Here is a 21,814-nt window from a genome sequence, read left to right as displayed (position 1 = left end):
TCGCAGCCTAGCAGCCATCCTCATCACAATCAACCAACTAGTTGATTGATTGTTTTACGGCCGTAAAGCCGCCATGGCAAAGGCAATCACATGCCGGCGGCGCTCGGCAACGGCTTTCGGACTGTCCAGCGGACGGCCGAAAATGGCCGATAACGTGCGGTTATTGGAGAAAAAGAAGTAAGACAGGCCGGCAATCGAGATGTAGAGCTGCACCGGCTCAAGGTCGCGGCGGAATGCCCCCTCGGCCGCCCCGCGTTCCAGGGTCTCCTTGAGCAGGCTGACCAGTGGTGAATGCATCTGCTCCAGCCGTTCGGAGCCGCGCACATGACGAGCCTCCTGGCGGTTTTCGTCGTTCAGCAGGGCAAGGAATTCCGGATGCTCAGCCAGGTAGTCGAAGGAGAAACCGATCAGGCGCTCCATCGCCACACGCGGTGGCAGGTCGGCGAGGTGCAGCGCCTTCTCACGCTCACGGATCTCCGCGTAAACCAGTTCCAGCGCGGCCCGGTAGAGTTCATCCTTGCTGCCGAAGTAGTGATAAACCAACTGCTTGTTGACGCCAGCGCGCTGGGCGATCTCGTCGATCCGGGCCCCGGCCAGACCTTTCGCGGCAAACTCCACCACTGCCGCCTTGAGCAGCGCCGCTTTGGTCGCCACGGGGTCACGGCGGCGCTCGCTGCCGCCCTCGTCCCGGATCGGTGCCGGATTTTCCATACTCATCTCTTATCATCCAACTGGTTGATTAATTATTGAACGGATCGCGGCGTCTGGCTAGAGTTTCTTTCAGCCCGGTCAGCCGGACAGCGAATCACAACGGAGGGGAACCATCATGACACCGTGCAAAATCCTTGGCATGGCGCTGGCAACGGCATTGCTGCCCGTACTGGCGGCCGGAGCGGCCCAAGCCCAGAGCAAGCAGAAGGTCAACCTGCTGCTCAACTGGGTGCCGACCGCCGACCATTCCCCCTACTACTATGCCAAGGCCCAGGGCTGGTACGACCAGGCCGGCATCGATGTCAGCATCGAAACCGGCAAGGGGTCCGGCGTCTCGGCCCAGCGCGTCGGTGCCGCCAACACCGAATTCGCCATCGCCGATATGGCCACCGCCCTGGTCGCCAAGAGCAAGGGCGCCGATCTGGTCTCGGTGATGACCGTCTATGCCAATTCGCCGCAGGGCTTCTACTGGCTCAAGAGTTCGGGGATCACTGGAGCAAAAGACTTCCCCGGCAAGAAGCTGGGCAACCCGCCGGGCGATGCTTCGCGCGTGATGTGGCCGGCCTTTGCCAAGCAGGTCGGCATCGCCACTGACAGCGTTACCTTCGTCAACATCACACCGCAGGCCAAGGTCGCCTCGCTGAAGGCCAAGGCGATCGACATCACCAGCGATTTCTACAACGAGCATGATCTGAAAGTGCGCGAGTTCGGCCCTGATCTCGGATTCCTGGCCTGGCGCAATATCGGCCTGAACCTTTATGGCAACTCGATCATCGTGAATGGCGAATACCTCGGCAAGAACAAGGACACAGTGGCCAAGTTCGTGCAGATTTCGCAGAAGGCTTTCGCGGCCTGCGTCACCGACGTCAGTCCCTGCCTGAAGGCGCTGATGGCCAGCGTCAGCGGCCTGGACGAGCCGAACCAGCGCGACCAGTGGAACCGCATCAAGGAACTGATGACCGATCCGACCACCACCGGCGTGGCCCTCGGCGCCTTCAACGCCGATCGCATGAAGTTCGACTACGATCTGGTGAAGACTTATTTCGGCATGGAGAAGGACTTCGACGTCAAGGCGGTCTACACCAACGACTTCCTGGACAAGTCCATCAAGATGAAGAACTGAGGCGCAGCCCCGGATCGACTAGGGCCGCAAACGGAGCGCGGGGTGAAACCCCCGCGCTTTTTTTTGCGCCCGCGAAATCGCATAAACGCGAAGTAAACGCACCCATTCCACCGTTTGCCGCATGCGGATTAACTGCTAGGCTGAGCGTCAACCGGCGATACAGCCGGAATTCGCCAGTCCGCTTCGTTCTGCAGGTCCCCATGACCGACATCGCCCTTCCCGGCCAGCCATCCACCGTTCCGAACCGTGACATCAAGGTGATGGCGCTGATCGGCTTCGCCCATGGCTGCAGCCATTTCTTCCAGCTGGTGCTGCCGCCGCTGTTTCCCTTCCTCAAGGAAGACTTCGCTGTCAGCTACACCGAGCTGGGCCTGGTGATGACGCTGTTCTACGTCACGTCCGGGGTTCTGCAGACGCCGGCCGGATTCCTGGTCGATCGCATCGGCGCGCGCAACGTGCTGATCGGCGGCCTGGCGATCTTCTGCACAGCGGTCCTGCTCTATGGTCTGGCGCCCAGCTACTGGCTGCTGTTGCCGGTGGCAGTTTTGGCCGGCATCGGCAACAGCGTGTTCCATCCGGCCGACTTCTCCATTCTCAATGCATCGGTCGATCAGAAGCGTCTCGGCATGGCCTATGGCACGCACACGCTAGGCGGCAATCTGGGCTGGGGCCTGGCGCCGGTACTGATGGCTGGCGGCGCTGCACTCTTTGGCTGGCGTGCCGCACCAATCATCGCGGCCCTTGTCGGCTATGCGATCCTCGCCGCCCTGCTGCTCAACCGCGACCTGATCAAGGAGGATGCCGGCGCCGCCCGTCGTGCCGCCGCCAAGGCCGGCGAGAAGGCCGAAGCCCTCGGGCCCCTGCTCAGCCTGCCCGTGGTGATGTGCTTCGGCTATTTCCTGCTGCTGTCCTTTGCACTGATCGGCACGCAGAACTTCCTGCCGGCCACACTTGCCGCGCTCTATGATACCCCGCTGACTCTGGCCACTACAGCGCTCACCGGCTTCCTGCTCGGCGCCTCCGGTGGCGTGATGGTTGGCGGCTGGGTCGCCGACAAGGGCGTAAAGCTGGAAGCCATCGTGATCGGCGGCTTGCTTGGTGCGGCTGGCCTGATCCTGCTGGTCGCCAACCTGAATCTGCCGGCTGCGGGTCTGGTGGCGGCGATTGCCGCTGCCGGCTTCCTGCAGGGCTTCACCACGCCGTCACGCGACCTGATCGTGCGCGGCGCCGCGCCCAAGGGCGCATCGGGGCGGGTCTTCGGCTTTGTCTATTCCGGCCTGGATGCCGGCTCGGCCATGGCGCCGCTGGTGCTCGGCCTGCTGCTCGACCACGGCCATGCCGACCGCGTGCTGTGGTTCGTCGCCGCCATGCTGGCGCTGACGACACTGACCGCCGTGGTGATCCGGCAGAAGTCTGTAAAGGCGACGACGGTAGCCAAGGTTCAGTCCTGAACTGAGCGCATCGTCACGCCTTCACGGTTTCGGCCGTGTAGGTCTTGCTGATCACCTGCCAGCGACCATCCAGCTTGATCAGGCTGAGGTAATCCGTAAACAGGCGCGGCAGGATGGCGCAGTTCAGCTTCACCAGGGCAGTTGACGGGCCGGTGATATCGACCGACAGGATACGGTCATGCTCACGACCCTGGCCGTTGGCTTTGGGCGACGGGCGGCTCTCCACCATCTTGCACCAGTCTTCACGCGGCACATTCACCAGCTTGTTGTCGATCGACGCGAACAGGCTGGAGGCGGGATGAAAGGCCTGGCGCAGTTTCGCCGTATCGCCCTCGTACAGCCCGTCCAGATAGACCTGGACGATATCAAGAATCTCGTTCACCTGCGGGTTGCTCATCTGTGCCTCCGGTTTATGGCCGGCAGCAGACCAGTCCGCCTATGGGCCGTCAAGCGATCCATTGCACCGGCACATTTCGCTTCCCTGTCATGACCGGCAGCGCGATGCTGGAGCGACGGGAGGCGGCCATGCGAATCACCTGGACAGATTTGGCAAGTGAAACCATCGCCGATGCACTGGACGGTGCCTGGATCGAGATCGATGGCTGGATGGCGCCGGCCGAAGATGCAGACACGCAGTCGCATTTCGCCTTCGTGGCTGAGCCGGTCTGTTGCGCCGGCCACCTGCCGCGCGACCCGCATGCCCGTATCGAAGTGTTCATGGACGAGCCGGTCACTCCGGCCAGCCGCCCGCTGCGGCTGGCTGGTCGCTGGACCTGCCTTGCACAGGACGACGCCGGCTGGCGCTACCAATTGCATGATGCCCGCCTGCTGCCGATGCCGGCCAACGGTACCGGCTTCAGCCGCCGCGCCGTGTTGGCCGGCACCGCCACGCTTGGCCTGTCGGCCTGGATGCCCGATGCCACGGCAGCGCCGAACGAGGCTGCCATCGCCGCAGCACGACAGGCGCTGGGCGATGCGATCACCATCGACCTGCACAGCCATGCCGGCTCGATCCTCGGCCTGAAGCGCATCCAGGAGCGCGCCCCCTTCACACCCGTGGCCGAGCCGATGCGCGCCGGCCGCATGGCGGTGATCTGCCTCGCCATGGTGGCGGACACGCCGGCCACTCAGGCTACAGAAGACAAACGCATCCGCCCGTTCCGCGATCCGGCGCCGGGCGAGCTTTACGCCTATGCCCAGCAGGCTTTCGGCCGGCTGCATGACCTGGTGAAAGCACAGAAGCTGGGCGTCATCACCGATGCGGCCAGCCTGAGGGCAGCGCATCCCGACCGGCCTTCGGTCATCGTCTCGGCCGAAGGCGGCGATTTCCTGGAAGGCAAGGCCGAGCGCGTCGATGAAGCCTACGAGAAATGGCAGCTGCGTCACCTCCAGCTCACCCATTACCGCGTCAACGAACTGGGCGACATCCAGACCGAGGCCAAGGTGCATGGCGGCCTGACCGATGCCGGCGTCGCGGTGATTCAGCGCTGTAACGCGCGCGGCATCGTGGTCGATATCGCCCATGGCACCTACGATCTGGTCAAGCGCGCCGTTGATGTCACCACCAAGCCGCTGGTGCTGTCGCATACTTCGCTGACCATGAACAATCGCCCGTTCATCCGACAGATCCTGCCTATCCATGCCAAGCTGGTGGCCAAGACCGGCGGCGTGATCGGGATCTGGCCACCGGCTACGATCTTCCCCAATATCGATGAATATGCCGCCGGCATTGCCCAGATGGTGGATGCCACCAGCATCGATAACGTGGGACTGGGCAGCGACATGCTGGGCCTGCTCAGCCCATCGGCCTTCCCGAGCTATAGGGTCCTGCCCGAACTGGCGGCCGCGCTGATGGCGCGCGGATTCAAGCGTGAGGACATGCTGAAGCTGCTGGGCGGCAATTATCTGCGCGTGGCACTGGCCACGCTGGCCTGAGGCCTGACGTTACGGTTGGCGGCTTTCCTTTTTGCAGCCTTATGGCTGCCGGTGATACTTCAGCGGCAGCAGATCGGTCGGGTTGTAGGCTTTCAGGCCGCCGTCTTCGCCGGCCAGCAGCACGCGCGCATCCGGCGCGAAATCACGCAGCATCTCGCGGCAGATGCCACAGGGCGCCACCACCTGGATATCCTTGTTCTGCTCAGTCGGACGGGGATGGCGCACCGAGACAATATCGGTGATCGGGTCGTCCGGCCCTGCCCCGTCAGCCATGGCCTGACCGACCGCGACGGCCTCCGCACAGACCGAGGCCCGGCCGACATAGGTATCGAGATGCAGTCCGGTGACGATCTTGCCCGAGCGCGTGCGCAGCGCCGCTGCAATGTGATGACGGCCGACGGCGTAGCGCTTGCGGATCAGCGCCGAAGCGGCTTCAAGCAGCGCCCTGTCGTCAGCCACGGTCATGATCAGCCCAGCTGGGTCAGCGCGTCGGCTAGCTTCTCGGCCAGCGACGACTGGTTGGCGCGACGCTCATGCTGCTCGTCCACCACGGCCTGCGGGGCGCGCGACATGAAGGTGGCATCCGCCAGCTTGGCGTCGATCTTGGTGATTTCCGCCAACGCCTTGTCACGTTCCTTGCCCAGGCGCTGCTTCTCCTTGGCAATGTCGATCACATCGGCCAGCGGCAGTACGTAAGTCGCTTCATCAATCACGATACGCGCCGAACCCTGCGGTGCAGCAGCATTCTCCGAGACTGTCTCGATGCGGGCTAGGCGCTTGATCGGGTCGGCATGACGGGCCAGACGCGCGGCCGTCTCGGCCGAGGCGCCATTGACGATCATGGCGATCTTGGCCGCGGCCGGGACATTCAGAGCCGAACGGGCGGCGCGCACGCCATCGATCAGGCGAATCAGCCAGTCGATCTCGGCCGACGCCGCCTTGTCCTCGGGGCGCGCGCCATCCTTGGGCCAGTCCCGCAGCATCAGATAACCGCCGGGTGCCCCATACAGCTTGTCCCACAGCTCTTCGGTGATGAAGGGCATGATGGGATGCAGCAGATGGATCAGCTGGCGCAGCACATAGGCACAGGTCGCCTGGGTTTCGGCTTTCAGCGTTGCATCTTCACCAAGCAATGCCGGCTTGATCAGTTCCAGATACCAGTCGCAGAAGCTGCCCCAGGTGAAATGGTAGAGCGCACCAGCGGCCTCGTTGAACTTGTAAGCGGCCAGCGCGGCTTCCACGTCACGGGTCGCCTTGCTCAGCTCACCCAGCGCCCATTTGTTGATGGTGCCGTTCACCTTGGCCGGATCGAAATCCGCCGGCAGGGCACAACCGTTCATCTCGGCGAAGCGCGCGGCATTCCACAGCTTGGTGGCGAAGTTGCGATAGCCCTCGACGCGCTGCTCCGACATCTTCACGTCGCGGCCCTGGGCGGCGAAGATGGTGAGCGCGAAGCGCAATGCGTCGGCGCCGTATTTGCCGATGACATCCAGGGGGTCCATCACGTTGCCCTTGGACTTCGACATCTTCTGACCCTTTTCGTCGCGGACCAGGGCATGGATGTAGACCGTATGGAACGGCGCCTTCTTGGTGAAGTGCAGCCCCATCATGATCATGCGGGCGACCCAGAAGAAGATGATATCGAATCCAGTGACCAGCACGTCGGTCGGATAATGCGATTGCAGCACCGGCGTCTGTTCCGGCCAACCCAGCGTGGAGAACGGCCAGAGCGCCGACGAGAACCAGGTGTCGAGCACGTCTTCGTCGCGGCGCAGCTCTACAGCCTTGCCGTAATGCTGCGTGGCCTCGGCCTGCGCCTCGGCTTCGTCATAGGCGACGAAGACCTTGTCATCCGGGCCATACCAGGCCGGGATTTGGTGGCCCCACCAGAGCTGGCGCGAGATGCACCAGGGCTGGATGTTGCGCATCCATTCGAAATAGGTCTTTTCCCAGTTCTTCGGCACGAACTGGATATCGCCCTTCTCCACCGCCTCGATGGCCGGCCGCGCCAGCACTTCGGCATTCACATACCACTGCTCGGTGAGCCAGGGTTCGATCACCACCTGCGAACGGTCGCCATGCGGCACCATATGGGTGTTGGGCTCGATCTTCTCGACCAGGCCCAGCTCTTCCAGATCGGCGACGATCAGCTTGCGCGCCGCGAAACGTTCCATGCCACGATACTTCTCCGGCACGGCATCGTTCAGATTCGCGTGCTTGTCGAAGATGTTGATCATCTCGAGGTTATGGCGTTTGCCGACTTCGAAATCGTTGAAGTCGTGCGCGGGCGTCATCTTCACCGCGCCCGAACCCTTCTCGGGATCGGAATACTCATCGGCCACGATGGGAATGCGGCGGCCGACCAGCGGTAGGATGGCGAACTTGCCGACCAGATGCTTGTAGCGCTCGTCTTCCGGATGCACGGCCACGCCGGTATCGCCCAGCATGGTCTCCGGACGCGTGGTCGCCACCGTAATATAGGTGTCGGCCATACCTTCAACGGGATAACGGAAATACCAGAGGTGAGACTTCACCTCATGCTGCTCGACTTCCAGATCGGAAATCGCGGTCAGCAGCTTGGGGTCCCAATTGACCAGACGCTGATCCTTGTAGATCAGGCCTTCGCGATAGAGTTCGACGAACACCTTGCGCACGGCATCCGACAGGCCGGCATCCATGGTGAAACGTTCACGGCTCCAGTCGCAGCTCTCGCCCAGGCGGCGCTGCTGACCGGTGATCATGCCGCCGGATTCCGCCTTCCATTCCCAGACGCGCTCGACGAATTTCTCGCGGCCCATCTGGCGACGGTTCATCTGCTTCTCGGCCAGCTGGCGCTCCACCACCATCTGGGTGGCAATGCCGGCATGGTCGGTGCCCGGCTGCCACAGCGCGTCGCGGCCCAGCATGCGCTGGTAGCGGATCAGGATGTCCTGCAGGGTGTGATTGAGCGCATGGCCCATATGCAGGCTGCCGGTGACGTTCGGCGGCGGCAGCGCGATGGTATAGGGCTTGCCGGATTTGACGCCGACCTTGAACGCGCCCGCCTCTTCCCAGGCCTTGTACAGGCGGTTCTCGACATCCTGGGGCAGATAGGTCTTGTCCAACATGGGGCAACTCGGGCGGCAGACTGAGGAAAGGGGCGCAAAATAAAGACGATCCGGCCGCGCGCGTCCAGCCCCGGCAGGCCCGGTCGTCAGCGCCAAAAGGCCCGGTTTTAGAGGTGGTCCTGCTCTTCTTCCGCCTGGATGGTCAGGCGGGCGACCTCGCGCTCGACAATACGCTGCACGATGGTGGCCAGATGGGCATCCAGCCATTCCTTCAGCATGGGGCGCAGCAGTTCCTTGACCAGTTCCTCAAGGGTGCGCTGGCTGTTGCCCATGGCCATGGCACGCGACCCGGCCACGGCGCTGGACAGCTGCCCCAGATGGGCGGCGGCGCGCGTGGCGGTCGGCTGCGACACCAGCCCCTCAACCTCGTCGCGGACCACATCGGTCAGTTCAAAAATGTCGTCGCGCGGCGCCTGCATACGCGGCGGCGGCGGCGGCGGGGCACGCCGCGGCGGCGGCATCGGCGGCGCCTCGAAAGCCGGTTCCGGCTCAGGCTCCGGTTGGTAGGCTGGCGGCTCGGGTTCCGGCTCGGGTTCCGGTTCGTAGGCGGGCGGTTCGGGCTCCGGCTCGGGTTCCGGCTCCGCCATCATCGGTTCAGGTTCGAATGCCGGCGGCTCGGGCTCGGGTTCGGGGGCCGGCGGCGGTGCAGGCTCGGCGGCAGGCGCGGCAGCCTGGTCGGCCCCGTCCTCGGAAATGATCCGGCGGATGGAGGCAAGGATTTCCTCCATTGTCGGTTCATTTTGGCCTGCTTTGGGGTCGCTCATCCGGTGCCCGATACAATCTTTCTGTCACGCACGCAGGCCAATACTGAGGCGGCCCGGGCCGAATCAGTCGGCTCAATGGTATGCGCCGGAAAGATAACCGAACTGTTAACCTGGGTTAAGGGATATTTCCCCAAATTCCCGCCCCGGTTAAGTTTTTTGCCCGATTCGCAGTTTTTTTAACCACGAACCGGGCCGCAAACATCAATCTTCGCCGTTCAGGCCGCCATCGGTGCCGAACCACTTGTCGCGCACCCGTTTGTAGTTGTTCTCCGGATCGTAATATTCGACCGGCAGGCTGAGCTGGCGGGCTCCGAGACGGCCCACGGCCGAGATCAGCACGTAGCCCGCCACGTATTCGTCGCGGCGGGAGCGCACCTCGGCCACGCGGGCATCAAGATATTCTTGCTCGGCGTCCAACACGTCGAGGGTGGTGCGCGAACCGACTTCGGCTTCCTGCTGCACGCCTTCCAGCGCGATGCGGGACGCATCGACCTGGGCCCGGCGGGCCGTGATGTTGGAGCGCGCCGTACCGAGGTTTTCCCAGGCCTGCACCACCGACTGGCGCACGCTGCGACGCTGCTCCTCGACCTGGATGCGGCGCTGGTTATGGATCTGCTTGCGCTGACGGGTCTGGCTGTAGACCGAACCGCCTTCATACAGCGGCATGGTCAGCTGCACCGCAATCTTCGCCGACTCCGTACCCAGATTCCGACGGGTCGTCTCGCTCGCATCGGTCAGGGTCCCGTTCAGGGATATCGTCGGCAGCAGCGCGCCGGACACCGCCCGCACGTCGTTCTTGGCCGCGACTTCACGGAAGCGCGCCCCCAGCAGATCGGGATTTTCGTCATAGGAAATCGACAACGCCTCTTCCTCGCTGACCGGCAGCTGCGGCAGCGGCGGCGGCTGGACCAGCGTGCGCGGCATCTCGCCGATCACGCGGGCCAGGACAGCGCGCGAAGACACCAGGGCGCCTTCAGCCGAAATACGGTCGGCTGTCGCACGAGCCTGACGAGATTCAGACTGCGCCACGTCCGTGCGGGTGATCTCACCGACGCGAAAACGCTCGCGCACCGCTTCCAGCTGGCGGCGCAGCACTTCTTCGTTGTTCCGGTTCAGATCCAGCACCGCCTGGTTCTGGACGACATCCATGTAGGCGGTCACGGCATCCTGCAGCACGCGACGCTCGGTGGCGGCAAGATCCTGGCGACCGGCAAGCACCAGCGCTTCGGCCGAGTCCGTCGAGGCTTCGGTGCGCCCGCCACGATACAGCGGCTGCGACACGGTCAGCGATTTCGTATTCGGAGTGAGAATCTGGTTGGGATTGCTTGCCGACGGCGGCTCATATTCCTGCTTCTGGCGACCATATTCGCTCGAAACACTGACCGTCGGGCGCCAGCCCGAAAGCGCCTGCGGCACGCCTTCATCGGTCGCCCGCAGGGCCGCACGGGCCGCCAGCAGCGTCGGGTTGTTATTGTAGGCCGCACTAAGCGCTTCGTTCAGCGACTGCGCACTGGCGGTCTGCGCCATCGTCAGGCCGCTTACGGCGATTGCAGTCGCCAGCAGGATTTTCTTGAAGTTCATGACGCGCATCCGTCCTTTATTTTATCCATTGTTCCCACACCAGCGCGCCCCGATCGTGTTCCCCGAACTCTTCATTTTTTATGACCAACGCACTCGAAATTCAGTAAGTCGCCATACCGGGCTGAATCTCCTCTGCCCAGGCATGGATGCCGCCGGCCAGATTGGTCGCCTGCGGAAAGCCGTTCTGCCGCAGCCAGCCCGTCACCTGGCGGCTGCGCCCACCGTGATGGCACATCACCACCAGCGGCTTGTCATGTGGTAATTCGGTAACCCGCTGGGGCACCTGGCGCATCGGGATATGCAGGGCATCCGGCAGCGCCACCGTGGCGATCTCCCAGTCCTCGCGGACATCGAGTACCGTCACATCGCGGCCGGCTTTGCGCCAGCCGGCCAGTTCGGCCACATCGATTTCCAGCGGAGCGTCGGCCATCAGAACACGAAACCGGCCTGACGTTCGAAGCCCGGCAGCGCCGGAGTGCCGGCATCGAACAGCACACGCTGCGGGAACAGCTCGCCTGCGCGCTTGATCATGACGGCATGGCCGATCGGTGCGCCGGCCTTACGCACTACACCGATCAGCCGGCCGCCGTCGGCCAGCTGCTGCAGCAATGCGGCAGGAATTTCCGGCACGGCGCCGGCAATCAGAATCACATCGAAGGGGGCTGACCCCGCAAGACCATCCTTGAGGCTGCCTTCGGCAACCGAGGCATTGGCAATGCCCTGCGCCTGCAGGTTTTGCCTGGCCTGCGCAGCCAGCGCCGCATCGGCTTCCACACCAGCGACCGAAGCTGTCAGACGCGCGAGCACCGCGAGGTCGTATCCGGTGGCGGCTCCCACCACCAGCGCCTTGTCCGTCGGCTGGATTTCAGCTTCCTGCAGCAGGCGGGCCAGAACCATCGGCTCCAGCAGGGCGCGGCCGGCCGCAACCGCCACATCTTCATCCATGTAGGCAACGCCCCGATAGGCCGCCGGCACGAAATCCTCCCGCGGCAGCCCGGCCATGGCAGCGATCAACTGCTCGTCGATCACCTTGTTCGGACGGAGCTGGGTCAGCACCATCTGGCGGCGGGCTTCGGCAAAGAGTTCGGCTGATGCCATGGGAGCAATATCCGAGGCTGGAACTGGAGAGAAAGTCAGGCGCCGTTATAATGCTGCGATGCCGTAAAAACAACGGTTCTATTGTGGGTTAGCCGATCCCGCGCCCATCTGCGGTAACCGCCGTCACAAGCTGTGCAACCTGCCCCGCCGGCCGGTAAAGCCTTGACCCCGCCGGGGCGAAACCCTTAGTAAGAGGCCGCGCGCGCGAGGTCCGGTGGCGGAGTGGTGACGCAGCGGACTGCAAATCCGCGTACGCCGGTTCAATTCCGGCCCGGACCTCCATCACTTTCCTAGACAATCTGCCCGTGCCGAGACCGGTTCCACCGGTTAATCGCGCTTCTTTCCCCGCCCCCGGACCACTATCTTGAGGCGAGACACGATTCTCCACGGGAGGTGGCCATGCGCATTCTGGGCTACAGCAAGACCGAGAAGGTCGACCACCTGGTCAGCAAGGACATGCTGGACCGGGAGTCGCAGCGCAAGCTGCAAAAATTCCTTGAGGAAATTGAGATGGCGATCTTCAGCGCCAACCGCGAAGTACTGAAGAAAACCGTGCCGGAACTGACCCGCGACTCCTTCATGGCCTTTGCCGTCCGGGTGGCCGAGGCCCGCGCCCGCTACCTGAAGATCGCCCTGGAGCTCGCGGCCAAGGCCAACCCGACCGCCGAGGATATCGCAAGCCTGAAGGCGGCCCGCGAGGCCAATGACGAACTGGTCCATGCTTTCGAGGCGACCAAGCGCGTCATCGAACGGGGCTATACCTTCCTCTCACGCTAGGCCTCAGTCACCCTCGGCCCAGCTCCGGGCGTGCGCCAGCATGGCCGGATCAACACAGTCCTGCCCCAGTTGCCGCAGCAGCGTGGCCAGGTCGTAATAAAAGCGCTCTTCCACAAACAGGCCGTCCCGGAACTTCACGAAGACCGTGAAGGGCAACACGAAAGACCGTCCAGTCGGCGCCAGGCCCAGAAACGGCCCGACATGCCGGCCGGTATATTGCGGCTCGGCCACATAGGTATCGTTGTCGATCCAGTGTGCGCCGCCGAAGGGCGAGCGCTCGACGACATTGCCGAAGGCCTGCCACCACTGCCGGTAATGGCGTTCGGCGCCACGGCGACCCCGAAAAGCCTGACCGGCCGCCAGATCGCGGAATACGCAGTCCTCATGCACGGTGACCAGGGTGCCGGCCATGTCATGGGCATTCTCGGCAGCCAGGTGGCGCTGTAACATCAGGCGGTTGGGATGGGGCTGGCCAGCAGGCTGGCCTGACGGTGCATTCACGACGTCCTCCAGAGTTATACAGCCCAGACGTGGCCCGCCCCCGTCTTGTGACAGCCTGCCGAACCGGGCATGATTTCCGTCCCCCTCGCCCTAGATTGTCGTCATGTCCGCATTGCCTGATTCCATTGATGCCACCGAAACCCTGCTGAACCAGGGCGACTATGTCGCCGACCGTTCGCTGGCCACGACCCTGTTTCTCGCCCTCAAGATGGGCCGCCCCCTGTTCCTCGAGGGCGAGGCCGGTGTCGGCAAGACCGAGATCGCCAAGGTGCTGGCCGCCACGCTTGGTCGCCGGCTGGTGCGGTTGCAGTGTTACGAGGGCCTGGACCTCTCCTCCGCTGTCTATGAGTGGAACTACCCGCGGCAGATGCTGGAAATCCGGCTGGCCGAAGCGGCCGGCTCCGGTGACAAGGATAAGCTGGGGCGCGACCTGTTCAGCCCCGATTTCCTGATCGAGCGCCCGCTGCTGCAGGCCTTGAAGCCCGATCCCGCCGGCGCGCCGGTGCTGCTGATCGACGAACTCGACCGCACCGACGAGCCTTTCGAGGCCTATCTGCTGGAAGTGCTGTCGGACTTCCAGATCACCATCCCCGAAATCGGCGCCGTAAAAGCCGTCGAACCGCCGATCGTGATCATCACCTCCAACCGTACCCGCGAAATCCACGACGCCCTGAAGCGACGCTGCCTGTATTACTGGGTCGATTATCCCGACGCCGAACGTGAGCTGGCCATCCTCAAACGCAAAGTGCCGGGCGCGCCACAGCGCCTGAGCCGCGAAATCGTTGGTTTCGTGCAACATCTGCGCAACACAGAATTGTTCAAGCTGCCGGGCGTGGCCGAAACCATCGACTGGACCCGCGCCCTCGCCTTCCTCGACAAGGTCAGCCTCGATCCCGACACTATCGACAACACGCTGGGCGTGCTGCTGAAATATCAGGATGACATCGCAAAGATGAAGGGCAGCGAAGCCGCAAATATCCTGCGCCAGGTGCAGCAGGATATGGCGGCGCTGGGTGTCTGATATGAAACGGGACCTCTGACATGACCCTGCTGCCCGATCCGACTTCGGGTGAGCGTCATGACGGCGGCGCCTTTGCCGACAATATTGTGCATTTCGTGCGACTGCTGCGCGCCTCAGGCCTGCCGCTCGGCCCTGGAAAATCCATCGATGCCGTGCGTGCGGTGGAAACGGCCGGCATTCGGCGGCGCGACGATCTTTACTGGACACTGTTCGCCGTGCTGGTGAACCGCCGCGACCAGCGCGAACTGTTCGACCAGGCGTTCCATATCTTCTGGCGCGATCCAAAAATCCTCGAACGCATGATGAGCCTTTTGCTGCCTCAGGCGGAGGGCACGGCCGAGCCGAAGAAGAATCATGTCTCCCAGCGTCTGCGGCAGGCTCTGCTGCCGGGACGCGGCGCAGGCCGGACCCCGCAAGAGCCGAAAGAAGTCGAAATCGATGCCACCCTGACCTTCTCGGCTGATGAATTGCTGCAGCATAAGGACTTCGCCGAAATGTCGGCCGAAGAACTGGAGACGGCCAAAGCTGCCTTGCGGCATATCGAATGGCCGTTTCGGCCGGCGAAAACCCGACGCCAGAAACCCGATATCCGCGGCCATCGCATCGATCTGCGCGCCAGCCTGCAGGCGTCCCTGCGCACCGGCGGCGCCATCATCCCGCTGAAACGCAAAAGCCCTGGTGAACGACCGCCGCCGCTGGTCGTGCTGTGCGACATCTCCGGTTCGATGAGCCAGTACAGCCGCATGTTTCTGCATTTCATGCATGCGTTGAGCAACGATCGTACCCGCGTGCACAGCTTCCTGTTCGGCACCCGGCTGACCAATATCAGCCGCCTGCTGCGCCAGCGTGATGTCGACAAGGCTCTGGCTGCCGTGAGCGAAAAGGTGCCCGACTGGTCAGGCGGCACCCGCATCGGCGCAACGCTCGCTGAATTCAACCGGCTATGGTCGCGCCGCGTGCTGGGCCAGGGCGCGGTGGTGCTGCTGCTGACCGACGGTCTGGATCGTGACGGTGGCGCTGGATTGGCCCGCGAGATCGAACGGCTGCACAAATCCTGCCGCCGGCTGATCTGGCTCAATCCCCTGCTGCGCTGGGAGGGTTTCGAGCCGAAAGCCGCCGGTATCCGGGCACTTCTGCCCCAGGTTGACGATTTCCGTCCGGTTCACAATCTTAGTTCCATTGCCGACCTGGCCGCCGCGCTGAGCCACGCCAGCCACGAGGGCAACCGGCTCAAACAGAATCTGGGAAGGATGGCGGCATGAGCACCGATCTTTCTGAAGACATCCTCGCCACCGCGCTGGACTGGAAACAGGCGGGCAAAGGCGTTGCACTGGCCACTGTGGTCACCACCTGGGGCTCGGCCCCGCGTCCGGTCGGCAGCCAACTGGCGGTGGACGACGCGGGACAGTTCATCGGTTCGGTTTCCGGCGGCTGCATCGAGGGTGCCGTGGTCACCGAGGCGCTGGATGCGATTGGCGACGGCAAGCCGCGCCTGCTCGATTTCGGTGTCTCCGATGCCCAGGCCTGGGAAGTCGGCCTCGCCTGCGGCGGCAAGATCCAAGTCTATGTCGAACGGCTGGATACATGAAACGCGAAATCCTCGAACAGCTGCAGGCCGATCGCGCCGAACAGCGCCCGGTGGTGCTGGCGACCTTCCTGAAAACCGGCGAGCAGCGCCTGCTCTACCTCGTCGGCAAGAAGGGGCTGAAAGATCTGGACCCCCGCATCGGCGAAGCCGCGCGCGCGGCCTTGCTGGAGGATAAGCCGCGCACCATCGATACCGAGCAGGGCCCCCTCTTCCTCAATGTGTTCAATCCGCCGCTGCGCCTGGTTCTGGTGGGCGCCGTGCATATCGCCCAGGCCCTGGTTCCGATGGCCCAGTTCACCGGTTATGCCGTCACCGTGATCGACCCGCGCAGCGCTTTTGGTTCCGTCGAGCGTTTCCCAGGCGTTACGCTGTCGAACGACTGGCCCGACGAAGCCATGGCCCAGCTGAAGCCCGATTTGCGCACCGCCGTGGTGACGCTGACGCATGACCCCAAGATCGATGATCCGGCGCTGATCTCGGCGCTGAAATCCGACGTGTTCTACATCGGCGCACTGGGCAGCAAAAAGACCCATGCCTCGCGCATCGAACGCCTGACAGCGGCAGGATTCGGGCCCGAGGATTTTGCCCGCATCCATGGCCCGGTCGGCCTGAGCATCGGCGCCAAGTCACCAGCCGAGATTGCCATCTCCATCCTGGCCCAGATGACGGCAGCACTACGTCAGCCGACCCAACCCGCCAGCGCCGCGGCCGCCTGAGATGTTTTTCGGTCCCGTGCCGGTGCGAGAGGCAATCGGCGGCATTCTCGGCCACTCCCTGAGCGCAGGCAGCGACCGCTTCCGCAAAGGCCGCATCCTGAGCGAAGCCGACATCGCCGCGCTGGAACTGGCCGGGCATAACAGCATCTATGTCGCCCGCCTTGATGATGGCGACATGCCCGAAGATGAGGCCGCCCGCCGCATCGCCACAGGACTGGCCGGTCCGCAGGCCCGCACGGCTGCCGCCTTTACCGGGCGCGCCAATCTCTATGCCGAAAGCGCCGGCCTCGCCCGCATCGATATCGCCGCCTTGCACGGCCTGAACGAGCTGGACGAAGCCCTGACCGTTGCCACCGTTGCCGATTATGAGCCGGTGGAAGCCGGGCAGATGCTGGCGACCGTGAAGATCATTCCCTTTGCCGCCCCGAAAGCAGTGATCGCCGCCGGCGAGGCCTTGTTGCGTGACCAGGGGCCGCTGGTGCGGGTGGCATCGTTCCAGCCGCGCAATTTCGGCCTTGTCATGACCCGTGTCGGCAACACCAAGGACAGTGTCCTGACCAAAACCGAACAGGCGGTGTCGCAACGGCTGGCCCAGCTCGGCAGCCATATCGGTGACCGACGGGTGGTCGCCCATGACGAGGTTGTCATCGCCGGGGCCATCGCCGAACTGAAAAACCTGGGCTGCGACCCAATTCTGGTTTTCGGTGCCTCGGCCACGGTCGACCGGCTGGACGTGGTCCCGGCCGGTCTGGTTCGCGCCGGGGGTACTGTGCTGCATTTCGGGATGCCCGTTGATCCCGGCAACCTGCTGATGCTCGGCAGTCTTGGAGCCGTCCCGGTGGTCGGCGTGCCGGGCTGTGCCCGTTCGCCCAAACTCAATGGCTTCGACTGGGTTTTGCAGCGCCTGTGCGCCGGACTGACCATCGACCGGCGCGACATCATGCGCATGGGCGCCGGCGGCCTGCTGAAGGAAATCCCCAGCCGCCCGATGCCCCGGGCCCAGGCCGATACCGGCCAGATGGCGATCCCGGCACCGCGGCGCCCCAAAATCGCCGCCCTGATCCTGGCAGCCGGCCTGTCGCGCCGGTTCGGCAGTGGCCACAAGCTGCTGGCAGACCTGGATGGCAAGCCGGTGCTGCGCCATGTCGTTGATGCCGTGACGGCGTCTTCCGCCAGTCCCGTTCTGCTGGTGACCGGTCACCAGGCCGAAGCGGTGCGCGAGGCTGCCGGTACGGCAGTCCAGACAATCCACAACCCGGCCTATTCGGAAGGGCTGGCCGCGTCCCTGCGCGCGGGTCTGAATGCCCTGCCGGCAGGTCTGGACGGCGTGCTGGTCTGCCTGGGGGACATGCCCGATGTCCACACTGCGACCCTGGAAGCCCTGATCAGCGCTTTTAATCCGGTGGAAGGCCGGGCCATCTGCCTGCCCACCCTGAGCGGCAAGCGCGGCAACCCAACCCTCTGGAGCGTGCAATTTCTCCCTGATCTGCTGCGGCTGGAAGGCGATACCGGTGCCCGCAGCCTGTTCCTGCCGCATGCGGAGTGGATTTGCGAGGTGCCGGTGGAGGACCCCGGCATCCTTTTGGATTACGACACCCCCGATGCGCTGGCCGCCCGCGGGGTTACCAACTCTTAACCGCAAGTCATTGGCATTAAGCGAATATTATTCACAGCAGTGGCATTAACTATCTTGTGCGGCTTTTTCCGTAACCGGGAATTTGCCATAGTGGGCATGCTGCGGGGGGCAATAGCATAGCTATATTGGCTGGTTGCCGCCCTCTCCACGACCGTTACCGGAGAAAGCGACCGTTTAATGAGTGAAGCACTTCAGAACCAGGGCTCGTCCGACGACGAGAAGATGTTCACCGATTTTGACCGCCTGGTTCGCGGCAAGATTTTCGGTGGACGCCTGGCCTCCGTCATCCAATTCGTCAACCCGAAGACGTTTGAGCGCAACCGCGAGAGCTACAACATCGTTGTGCACTCCATCCGCTCGCTCATGTCGAAATACGAAGGCAGCTTCTACACGCTGCACGACTATTCAATCGTGTTGTTTGTGCGCCTGTCCGAGCGTTTCTTCGACCAGACTTTCGAAAAGCTGGTGTTGGAAATCGACGACATTCTCACGCGCAACAACGTTGCCATCGGCCTGACGCCCGAAGAAGCCGAGAATGCGGTCAAGTGGTATCGCTTCGACAGCCAGTTCGAAGACCTGCAGGAGCTGATGGATAACATCCAGCAGCGTTTCCGTGTCTTCTCCGAACGGCGCAAGCGTCTGCTGGCCAAAGCCGGCACCGCCGCCGCGACCGGCGACGGCATGCCGCTGACGCCGGGTGCATTGCAGCAGATCGACGACATCCTGAAAAAGGCCGATGTCTCGACCTTCATGAAGCGGCAGCCGATCGCCCTGTGCTTCGGCAACCAGCCGCCGAAGCCGATCTTCCAGGAAATCTTCGTCGGCGTGAACGAACTGCGCCAGGCCATCGCGCCGAACGTCAACCTGCGCGGCGCCCGCTCGCTGTTCCACCACCTGACGCGCACGCTGGACACCCGTGTGTTCCGCGCCCTGCTGGATGGCTACGTAACCCGCAACAGCGGGCCGTTCAGCCTCAACATGAATGTCAGCACGATCCTGAGCGATACCTTCCGCGATTTCGACAGCCGCATCGGCAACATCATCAAGAAAGAACAGATCATCATCGAGCTGCAGCGCTACGATGTGTTCTGGGATTACAACGAATACCTGCTGGCCGCGGAATTCCTGCATAATTCCGGCTATCGCATGCTGATCGACGGCATCACGCCCGATCTGCTGCAGCTGTTCGGACGCAAGGAACTGAAGGCCGACTTCATCAAGCTGTTCTATTTCAAGGACCGCCATGAAGACTGGATCGACAAGGATCTGGCCAGCAAGATTTCCGAAGCCGACGCCAACCGCGTTATCATGGCCCGCTGCGAGACCGAAGAGGCGCTCAAGGCTGGTCTCGCTGCCGGTATCCGCCTGTTCCAGGGCTGGCATATCGACAATATGATCCGCGCTTCTCGTGAAGTGGTGAACTGACGCCGCCCAGCGGCGTTCAGTCACACAACAGCAGTCAATTTTAAGCAGGGTATTGCATCATGTGGAACCGCTCCGGCTCGCGCCCCAACCAGACCGAGAACCAGGTGACGGAAATCCGCGCAGGCCATGCGCCGAGCAGCACGCCGTCCAAAAAGCCGGTGACCGCCAAGGATAACGAGCGGATCGAGAAGATCCTCGCCAGCATCGCCATCGACACCTCGCAGACCTTCAACGCGATGCTGGATTCGCTGATGGGCGATCGCCCGGTGACGAATTATGAAAGCAACCAGACCCGCGACTTCATCGTCACGATGTTCGACGACATCCGCCAGGAGAGCAATCGCGACGCCGTGATCCTGGCCCGCAAGTTCGCCGATATGTGCATGCGTGCCGCCGACCAGTTGAACGACAATCACCAGCGGACCGTGGCGCGCTGCGTGTCGGAATTGTTCGAGCAGTTTGCCGCCAAACTCGACCATCGCGAGCCGGCCAACACCAATTGATGCAAGCCTGCGGCGGCGTCAGGCCGCCGGCCGGTACTGCTCCAGTTCCCCAAGGAACGAGCCTGCGACCCGTGCGGCATCGTCGCCGGTCACACTGCGGTACATCTCTGCATCCGCCGCGCTGAGGCTGACCAGCGGGCGCACCAGGCCGTCGAAGAACAGGAAGAATTCGCGGTCGCCGAAAGGAAGGGCCTGCCCTTCGAAGGGCCGCTCGATATAAACATTCGACGACAGCCCGACCGCCGTGGGATCGTGCTGCATCACTTTCATCACCCAGTCGCGCCGCGTGTCGAACACACGGAAAGCCCGGATCACACGACCGACCACCTTGAAATAAAGCCCCTTGGCCCGCGGATCGGCGTAGAAAGACGCCCAGTCCAGCGAGCCACCAGATGCTGCGCGCCGCTCCTCGGCAATAGCTGCGGCCTCATCGGCCATCGCTTCGACTTCGTCGCCGAACAACGAGCGCACGAAGAAGAAGAAGTTGCCGATCAGGCGACGATCCAGCCGTTCTTCGGAGAAGACCGGGTCAAGCGGGTGTACCAACAGACGGCCGAAGGCATTGACGCGGGCGCCGCGATGCTGATCCTCTTCGATCACTTTCATCAGGCCGTCGTAGGACGCCCGGTAAAAGTGATCGTAATCGGGCGCCGTCTTCATTGCATCGACCAGCTGCCGCAGGGTCTCGATACTGAACGGCGCTTTCTGGGCCTGTGCCTCGGCGCCCTGCACCAGGGCGTCAAACAGCTTGTTGGCCATCTGTCGAAGGAAATCCGGACCGCGGATAATCATTGTTGTCAGCCTGCTCTGGCGGCGAATCCATTCGCGTTGGGCGCAGCTTAAAGGGGCAACGACAGGGATGCGAGCCGATTTTTGCCCCGCCTGCGGATGCCGCTTACACTTTGTTAACCCTGCAGTTGCATCACAGCGGACTGCAACGTTAAAGTCACCCGCTCGAACCTCCCGCCTCTCAAACTGTTCCGTGTCATGAGCCTGATCCTCAAACTGTCCTGCCAAGACCGTCCTGGCATTGTTGCTGCCGTCTCCGGTTTCCTGGCCGGGCAGCGTTTCAACATCCGCGATTCAGCCCAGTTCGGCGACAGCGAGACCGGCCTGTTCTTCATGCGTGTCAGTTTCGAGGATCTGGATGGCGGGCGGCCGCTCGACCAGATTCGCGCAGCCTTCGCCCCGGTCGCCGCGCCCTTTGACATGACCTGGGACTTGCACGACGACCAGGCCAAATCGCGGGTGCTGATCCTGGTCTCGAAATTCGGTCATTGCCTGAACGACCTGCTGTATCGCTATTCCATCGATGCCCTGCCGGTGGAAATTCCGGCGATCGTCTCCAACCATCGCGACTGGTACCAGCGCGCCGCCAATCATGATATTGCCTATCACCACTGGCCGGTTACACCGAGCAGCAAGGCGCGCCAGGAAAAGATGCTGCGCGAGCTGATCGAGCAGGAACGCATCGATCTGATCGTGCTGGCGCGTTACATGCAGGTTCTGTCACCGGAACTATGCCGGGAATTCAGTGGCCGCATCATCAACATCCATCATTCGTTCCTGCCCAGCTTCAAAGGCGCCAAACCCTATCATCAGGCGCATGCCCGCGGCGTGAAGCTGATCGGCGCGACGGCACATTACGTGACCGAGCATCTCGATGAAGGCCCGATCATCGAGCAGGAGGTCGGGCGCGTCGAGCATGGCTATACGCCGGACCAGCTGGCGGCTGTCGGCCGTGATATCGAAAGCCTGGTGCTGGCGCGGGCGGTGAAATATCACGTCGAACACCGCATTTTCCTCAACGGTCATCGCACTGTTGTCTTCCGGGGTTGATCGCCCGGGCCGGCATCGGCCGGCATTTCCTGCGGTAC

Annotated in this window: 22 protein-coding genes and 1 tRNA gene; 13 read left to right on the top strand and 10 right to left on the bottom strand. The window is 63.1% G+C overall.

Annotated features, from left to right (window positions below):
- Positions 1–54 precede the first annotated feature (54 nt).
- Complete coding sequence (locus AC1ROB_RS20945) at positions 55–717, bottom strand: TetR/AcrR family transcriptional regulator (protein ID WP_492973146.1); 663 nt, start codon at positions 715–717, stop codon at positions 55–57.
- Between the two features lie 109 nt (positions 718–826).
- Between AC1ROB_RS20945 and AC1ROB_RS20940 the strand changes: the two genes are divergently transcribed.
- A complete protein-coding gene (locus AC1ROB_RS20940; protein WP_492973148.1) occupies positions 827–1,834 on the top strand; it encodes an ABC transporter substrate-binding protein in 1,008 nt (335 codons plus the stop codon).
- A 200-nt stretch (positions 1,835–2,034) separates the two neighbouring features.
- Complete coding sequence (locus AC1ROB_RS20935; protein ID WP_492973150.1) at positions 2,035–3,285, top strand: MFS transporter; 1,251 nt, start codon at positions 2,035–2,037, stop codon at positions 3,283–3,285.
- A gap of 13 nt (positions 3,286–3,298) precedes the next feature.
- Here AC1ROB_RS20935 and AC1ROB_RS20930 read toward each other — a convergent pair whose 3' ends face one another.
- Positions 3,299–3,682, bottom strand: coding sequence for a nuclear transport factor 2 family protein (locus tag AC1ROB_RS20930; protein WP_492973152.1), 384 nt, complete (start codon positions 3,680–3,682; stop codon positions 3,299–3,301).
- Between the two features lie 128 nt (positions 3,683–3,810).
- On the opposite strand from AC1ROB_RS20930, the gene AC1ROB_RS20925 reads away from it, so the two are divergent.
- Positions 3,811–5,220, top strand: a complete 1,410-nt coding sequence (locus tag AC1ROB_RS20925) for a dipeptidase (protein ID WP_492973154.1) — start codon at positions 3,811–3,813, stop codon at positions 5,218–5,220.
- A 39-nt stretch (positions 5,221–5,259) separates the two neighbouring features.
- Here the strand turns inward: AC1ROB_RS20925 and AC1ROB_RS20920 are convergent, their stop codons facing one another.
- The 6 genes from AC1ROB_RS20920 to AC1ROB_RS20895 form a co-directional block, all read right to left on the bottom strand.
- A complete protein-coding gene (locus AC1ROB_RS20920; RefSeq protein WP_492973156.1) occupies positions 5,260–5,685 on the bottom strand; it encodes a cytidine deaminase in 426 nt (141 codons plus the stop codon).
- A gap of 2 nt (positions 5,686–5,687) precedes the next feature.
- A complete protein-coding gene (locus tag AC1ROB_RS20915; RefSeq protein WP_492973158.1) occupies positions 5,688–8,327 on the bottom strand; it encodes a valine--tRNA ligase in 2,640 nt (879 codons plus the stop codon).
- Between the two features lie 107 nt (positions 8,328–8,434).
- Entirely contained in the window at positions 8,435–9,055 is a 621-nt protein-coding gene (locus AC1ROB_RS20910) for a DUF2497 domain-containing protein (RefSeq protein ID WP_492973159.1), read from the bottom strand.
- Positions 9,056–9,292: 237 nt separating this feature from the next.
- Positions 9,293–10,672, bottom strand: a complete 1,380-nt coding sequence (locus tag AC1ROB_RS20905; protein ID WP_492973160.1) for a TolC family outer membrane protein — start codon at positions 10,670–10,672, stop codon at positions 9,293–9,295.
- A gap of 100 nt (positions 10,673–10,772) precedes the next feature.
- Positions 10,773–11,102 (bottom strand): rhodanese-like domain-containing protein, encoded by a 330-nt coding sequence (locus AC1ROB_RS20900; protein ID WP_492973161.1) that lies wholly within the window; start codon positions 11,100–11,102, stop codon positions 10,773–10,775.
- On the bottom strand, positions 11,102–11,770 hold the full coding sequence (locus tag AC1ROB_RS20895) for a protein-L-isoaspartate O-methyltransferase family protein (protein ID WP_492973162.1): 669 nt from the start codon (positions 11,768–11,770) through the stop codon (positions 11,102–11,104). Before AC1ROB_RS20895 ends, AC1ROB_RS20900 begins: the two co-directional genes overlap by 1 nt.
- 208 nt (positions 11,771–11,978) lie before the next feature.
- On the opposite strand from AC1ROB_RS20895, the gene AC1ROB_RS20890 reads away from it, so the two are divergent.
- A tRNA-Cys gene (locus tag AC1ROB_RS20890) sits at positions 11,979–12,052 on the top strand.
- 117 nt (positions 12,053–12,169) lie between these two features.
- The gene (locus AC1ROB_RS20885; protein WP_492973163.1) at positions 12,170–12,547 is read left to right on the top strand and encodes a hypothetical protein; all 378 of its coding nucleotides are present in this window, start codon (positions 12,170–12,172) and stop codon (positions 12,545–12,547) included.
- Positions 12,548–12,550: 3 nt separating this feature from the next.
- Here AC1ROB_RS20885 and AC1ROB_RS20880 read toward each other — a convergent pair whose 3' ends face one another.
- Complete coding sequence (locus AC1ROB_RS20880; RefSeq protein ID WP_492973164.1) at positions 12,551–13,048, bottom strand: ester cyclase; 498 nt, start codon at positions 13,046–13,048, stop codon at positions 12,551–12,553.
- 103 nt (positions 13,049–13,151) lie between these two features.
- Between AC1ROB_RS20880 and AC1ROB_RS20875 the strand changes: the two genes are divergently transcribed.
- The 7 genes from AC1ROB_RS20875 to AC1ROB_RS20845 all read left to right on the top strand — a co-directional run bounded on the left by AC1ROB_RS20875 (position 13,152) and on the right by AC1ROB_RS20845 (position 19,937).
- Positions 13,152–14,069, top strand: a complete 918-nt coding sequence (locus tag AC1ROB_RS20875; protein WP_492973165.1) for an AAA family ATPase — start codon at positions 13,152–13,154, stop codon at positions 14,067–14,069.
- A 20-nt stretch (positions 14,070–14,089) separates the two neighbouring features.
- Complete coding sequence (locus tag AC1ROB_RS20870) at positions 14,090–15,331, top strand: vWA domain-containing protein (protein WP_492973166.1); 1,242 nt, start codon at positions 14,090–14,092, stop codon at positions 15,329–15,331.
- Positions 15,328–15,657 (top strand): XdhC family protein, encoded by a 330-nt coding sequence (locus tag AC1ROB_RS20865; protein WP_492973167.1) that lies wholly within the window; start codon positions 15,328–15,330, stop codon positions 15,655–15,657. The genes AC1ROB_RS20870 and AC1ROB_RS20865 overlap by 4 nt, the downstream gene beginning before the upstream one ends.
- Positions 15,654–16,373, top strand: coding sequence for an XdhC family protein (locus tag AC1ROB_RS20860; RefSeq protein WP_492973168.1), 720 nt, complete (start codon positions 15,654–15,656; stop codon positions 16,371–16,373). The genes AC1ROB_RS20865 and AC1ROB_RS20860 overlap by 4 nt, the downstream gene beginning before the upstream one ends.
- 1 nt (position 16,374) lies before the next feature.
- Positions 16,375–18,009, top strand: a complete 1,635-nt coding sequence (locus AC1ROB_RS20855) for an NTP transferase domain-containing protein (RefSeq protein WP_492973169.1) — start codon at positions 16,375–16,377, stop codon at positions 18,007–18,009.
- Between the two features lie 177 nt (positions 18,010–18,186).
- Positions 18,187–19,434: a hypothetical protein gene (locus tag AC1ROB_RS20850; protein WP_492973170.1), complete on the top strand. Its 1,248-nt coding sequence runs from the start codon at positions 18,187–18,189 to the stop codon at positions 19,432–19,434.
- A gap of 59 nt (positions 19,435–19,493) precedes the next feature.
- Complete coding sequence (locus tag AC1ROB_RS20845; RefSeq protein ID WP_492973171.1) at positions 19,494–19,937, top strand: hypothetical protein; 444 nt, start codon at positions 19,494–19,496, stop codon at positions 19,935–19,937.
- Between the two features lie 18 nt (positions 19,938–19,955).
- Here the strand turns inward: AC1ROB_RS20845 and AC1ROB_RS20840 are convergent, their stop codons facing one another.
- Positions 19,956–20,696 (bottom strand): hypothetical protein, encoded by a 741-nt coding sequence (locus AC1ROB_RS20840; RefSeq protein ID WP_492973172.1) that lies wholly within the window; start codon positions 20,694–20,696, stop codon positions 19,956–19,958.
- 228 nt (positions 20,697–20,924) lie between these two features.
- Here AC1ROB_RS20840 and purU point away from each other — a divergent pair, with 228 nt between their 5' ends.
- Complete coding sequence (gene purU / locus AC1ROB_RS20835) at positions 20,925–21,776, top strand: formyltetrahydrofolate deformylase (RefSeq protein WP_492973173.1); 852 nt, start codon at positions 20,925–20,927, stop codon at positions 21,774–21,776.
- Positions 21,777–21,814: the final 38 nt, after the last annotated feature.

It is taken from the genome of Ferrovibrio sp. GW821-FHT12F09 (genome assembly GCF_058806775.1).
This window is presented reverse-complemented; position numbering and strand designations above follow the sequence as displayed.

Excerpts from the sequence above, each read along its gene's own strand:
- AC1ROB_RS20910 (WP_492973159.1), bottom strand. The coding sequence starts at position 9,055 with ATGGAGGAAATCCTTGCCTCCATCCGCCGGATCATTTCCGAGGACGGG.
- AC1ROB_RS20850 (WP_492973170.1), top strand. The coding sequence starts at position 18,187 with ATGAGTGAAGCACTTCAGAACCAGGGCTCGTCCGACGACGAGAAGATG.
- AC1ROB_RS20920 (WP_492973156.1), bottom strand. The coding sequence starts at position 5,685 with ATGACCGTGGCTGACGACAGGGCGCTGCTTGAAGCCGCTTCGGCGCTG.
- AC1ROB_RS20945 (WP_492973146.1), bottom strand. The coding sequence starts at position 717 with ATGAGTATGGAAAATCCGGCACCGATCCGGGACGAGGGCGGCAGCGAG.
- AC1ROB_RS20935 (WP_492973150.1), top strand. The coding sequence starts at position 2,035 with ATGACCGACATCGCCCTTCCCGGCCAGCCATCCACCGTTCCGAACCGT.
- purU (WP_492973173.1), top strand. The coding sequence starts at position 20,925 with ATGAGCCTGATCCTCAAACTGTCCTGCCAAGACCGTCCTGGCATTGTT.
- AC1ROB_RS20865 (WP_492973167.1), top strand. The coding sequence starts at position 15,328 with ATGAGCACCGATCTTTCTGAAGACATCCTCGCCACCGCGCTGGACTGG.
- AC1ROB_RS20905 (WP_492973160.1), bottom strand. The coding sequence starts at position 10,672 with ATGAACTTCAAGAAAATCCTGCTGGCGACTGCAATCGCCGTAAGCGGC.
- AC1ROB_RS20860 (WP_492973168.1), top strand. The coding sequence starts at position 15,654 with ATGAAACGCGAAATCCTCGAACAGCTGCAGGCCGATCGCGCCGAACAG.
- AC1ROB_RS20915 (WP_492973158.1), bottom strand. The coding sequence starts at position 8,327 with ATGTTGGACAAGACCTATCTGCCCCAGGATGTCGAGAACCGCCTGTAC.
- AC1ROB_RS20900 (WP_492973161.1), bottom strand. The coding sequence starts at position 11,102 with ATGGCCGACGCTCCGCTGGAAATCGATGTGGCCGAACTGGCCGGCTGG.
- AC1ROB_RS20875 (WP_492973165.1), top strand. The coding sequence starts at position 13,152 with ATGTCCGCATTGCCTGATTCCATTGATGCCACCGAAACCCTGCTGAAC.
- AC1ROB_RS20855 (WP_492973169.1), top strand. The coding sequence starts at position 16,375 with ATGTTTTTCGGTCCCGTGCCGGTGCGAGAGGCAATCGGCGGCATTCTC.
- AC1ROB_RS20840 (WP_492973172.1), bottom strand. The coding sequence starts at position 20,696 with ATGGCCAACAAGCTGTTTGACGCCCTGGTGCAGGGCGCCGAGGCACAG.
- AC1ROB_RS20925 (WP_492973154.1), top strand. The coding sequence starts at position 3,811 with ATGCGAATCACCTGGACAGATTTGGCAAGTGAAACCATCGCCGATGCA.
- AC1ROB_RS20885 (WP_492973163.1), top strand. The coding sequence starts at position 12,170 with ATGCGCATTCTGGGCTACAGCAAGACCGAGAAGGTCGACCACCTGGTC.
- AC1ROB_RS20940 (WP_492973148.1), top strand. The coding sequence starts at position 827 with ATGACACCGTGCAAAATCCTTGGCATGGCGCTGGCAACGGCATTGCTG.
- AC1ROB_RS20930 (WP_492973152.1), bottom strand. The coding sequence starts at position 3,682 with ATGAGCAACCCGCAGGTGAACGAGATTCTTGATATCGTCCAGGTCTAT.
- AC1ROB_RS20870 (WP_492973166.1), top strand. The coding sequence starts at position 14,090 with ATGACCCTGCTGCCCGATCCGACTTCGGGTGAGCGTCATGACGGCGGC.
- AC1ROB_RS20895 (WP_492973162.1), bottom strand. The coding sequence starts at position 11,770 with ATGGCATCAGCCGAACTCTTTGCCGAAGCCCGCCGCCAGATGGTGCTG.
- AC1ROB_RS20845 (WP_492973171.1), top strand. The coding sequence starts at position 19,494 with ATGTGGAACCGCTCCGGCTCGCGCCCCAACCAGACCGAGAACCAGGTG.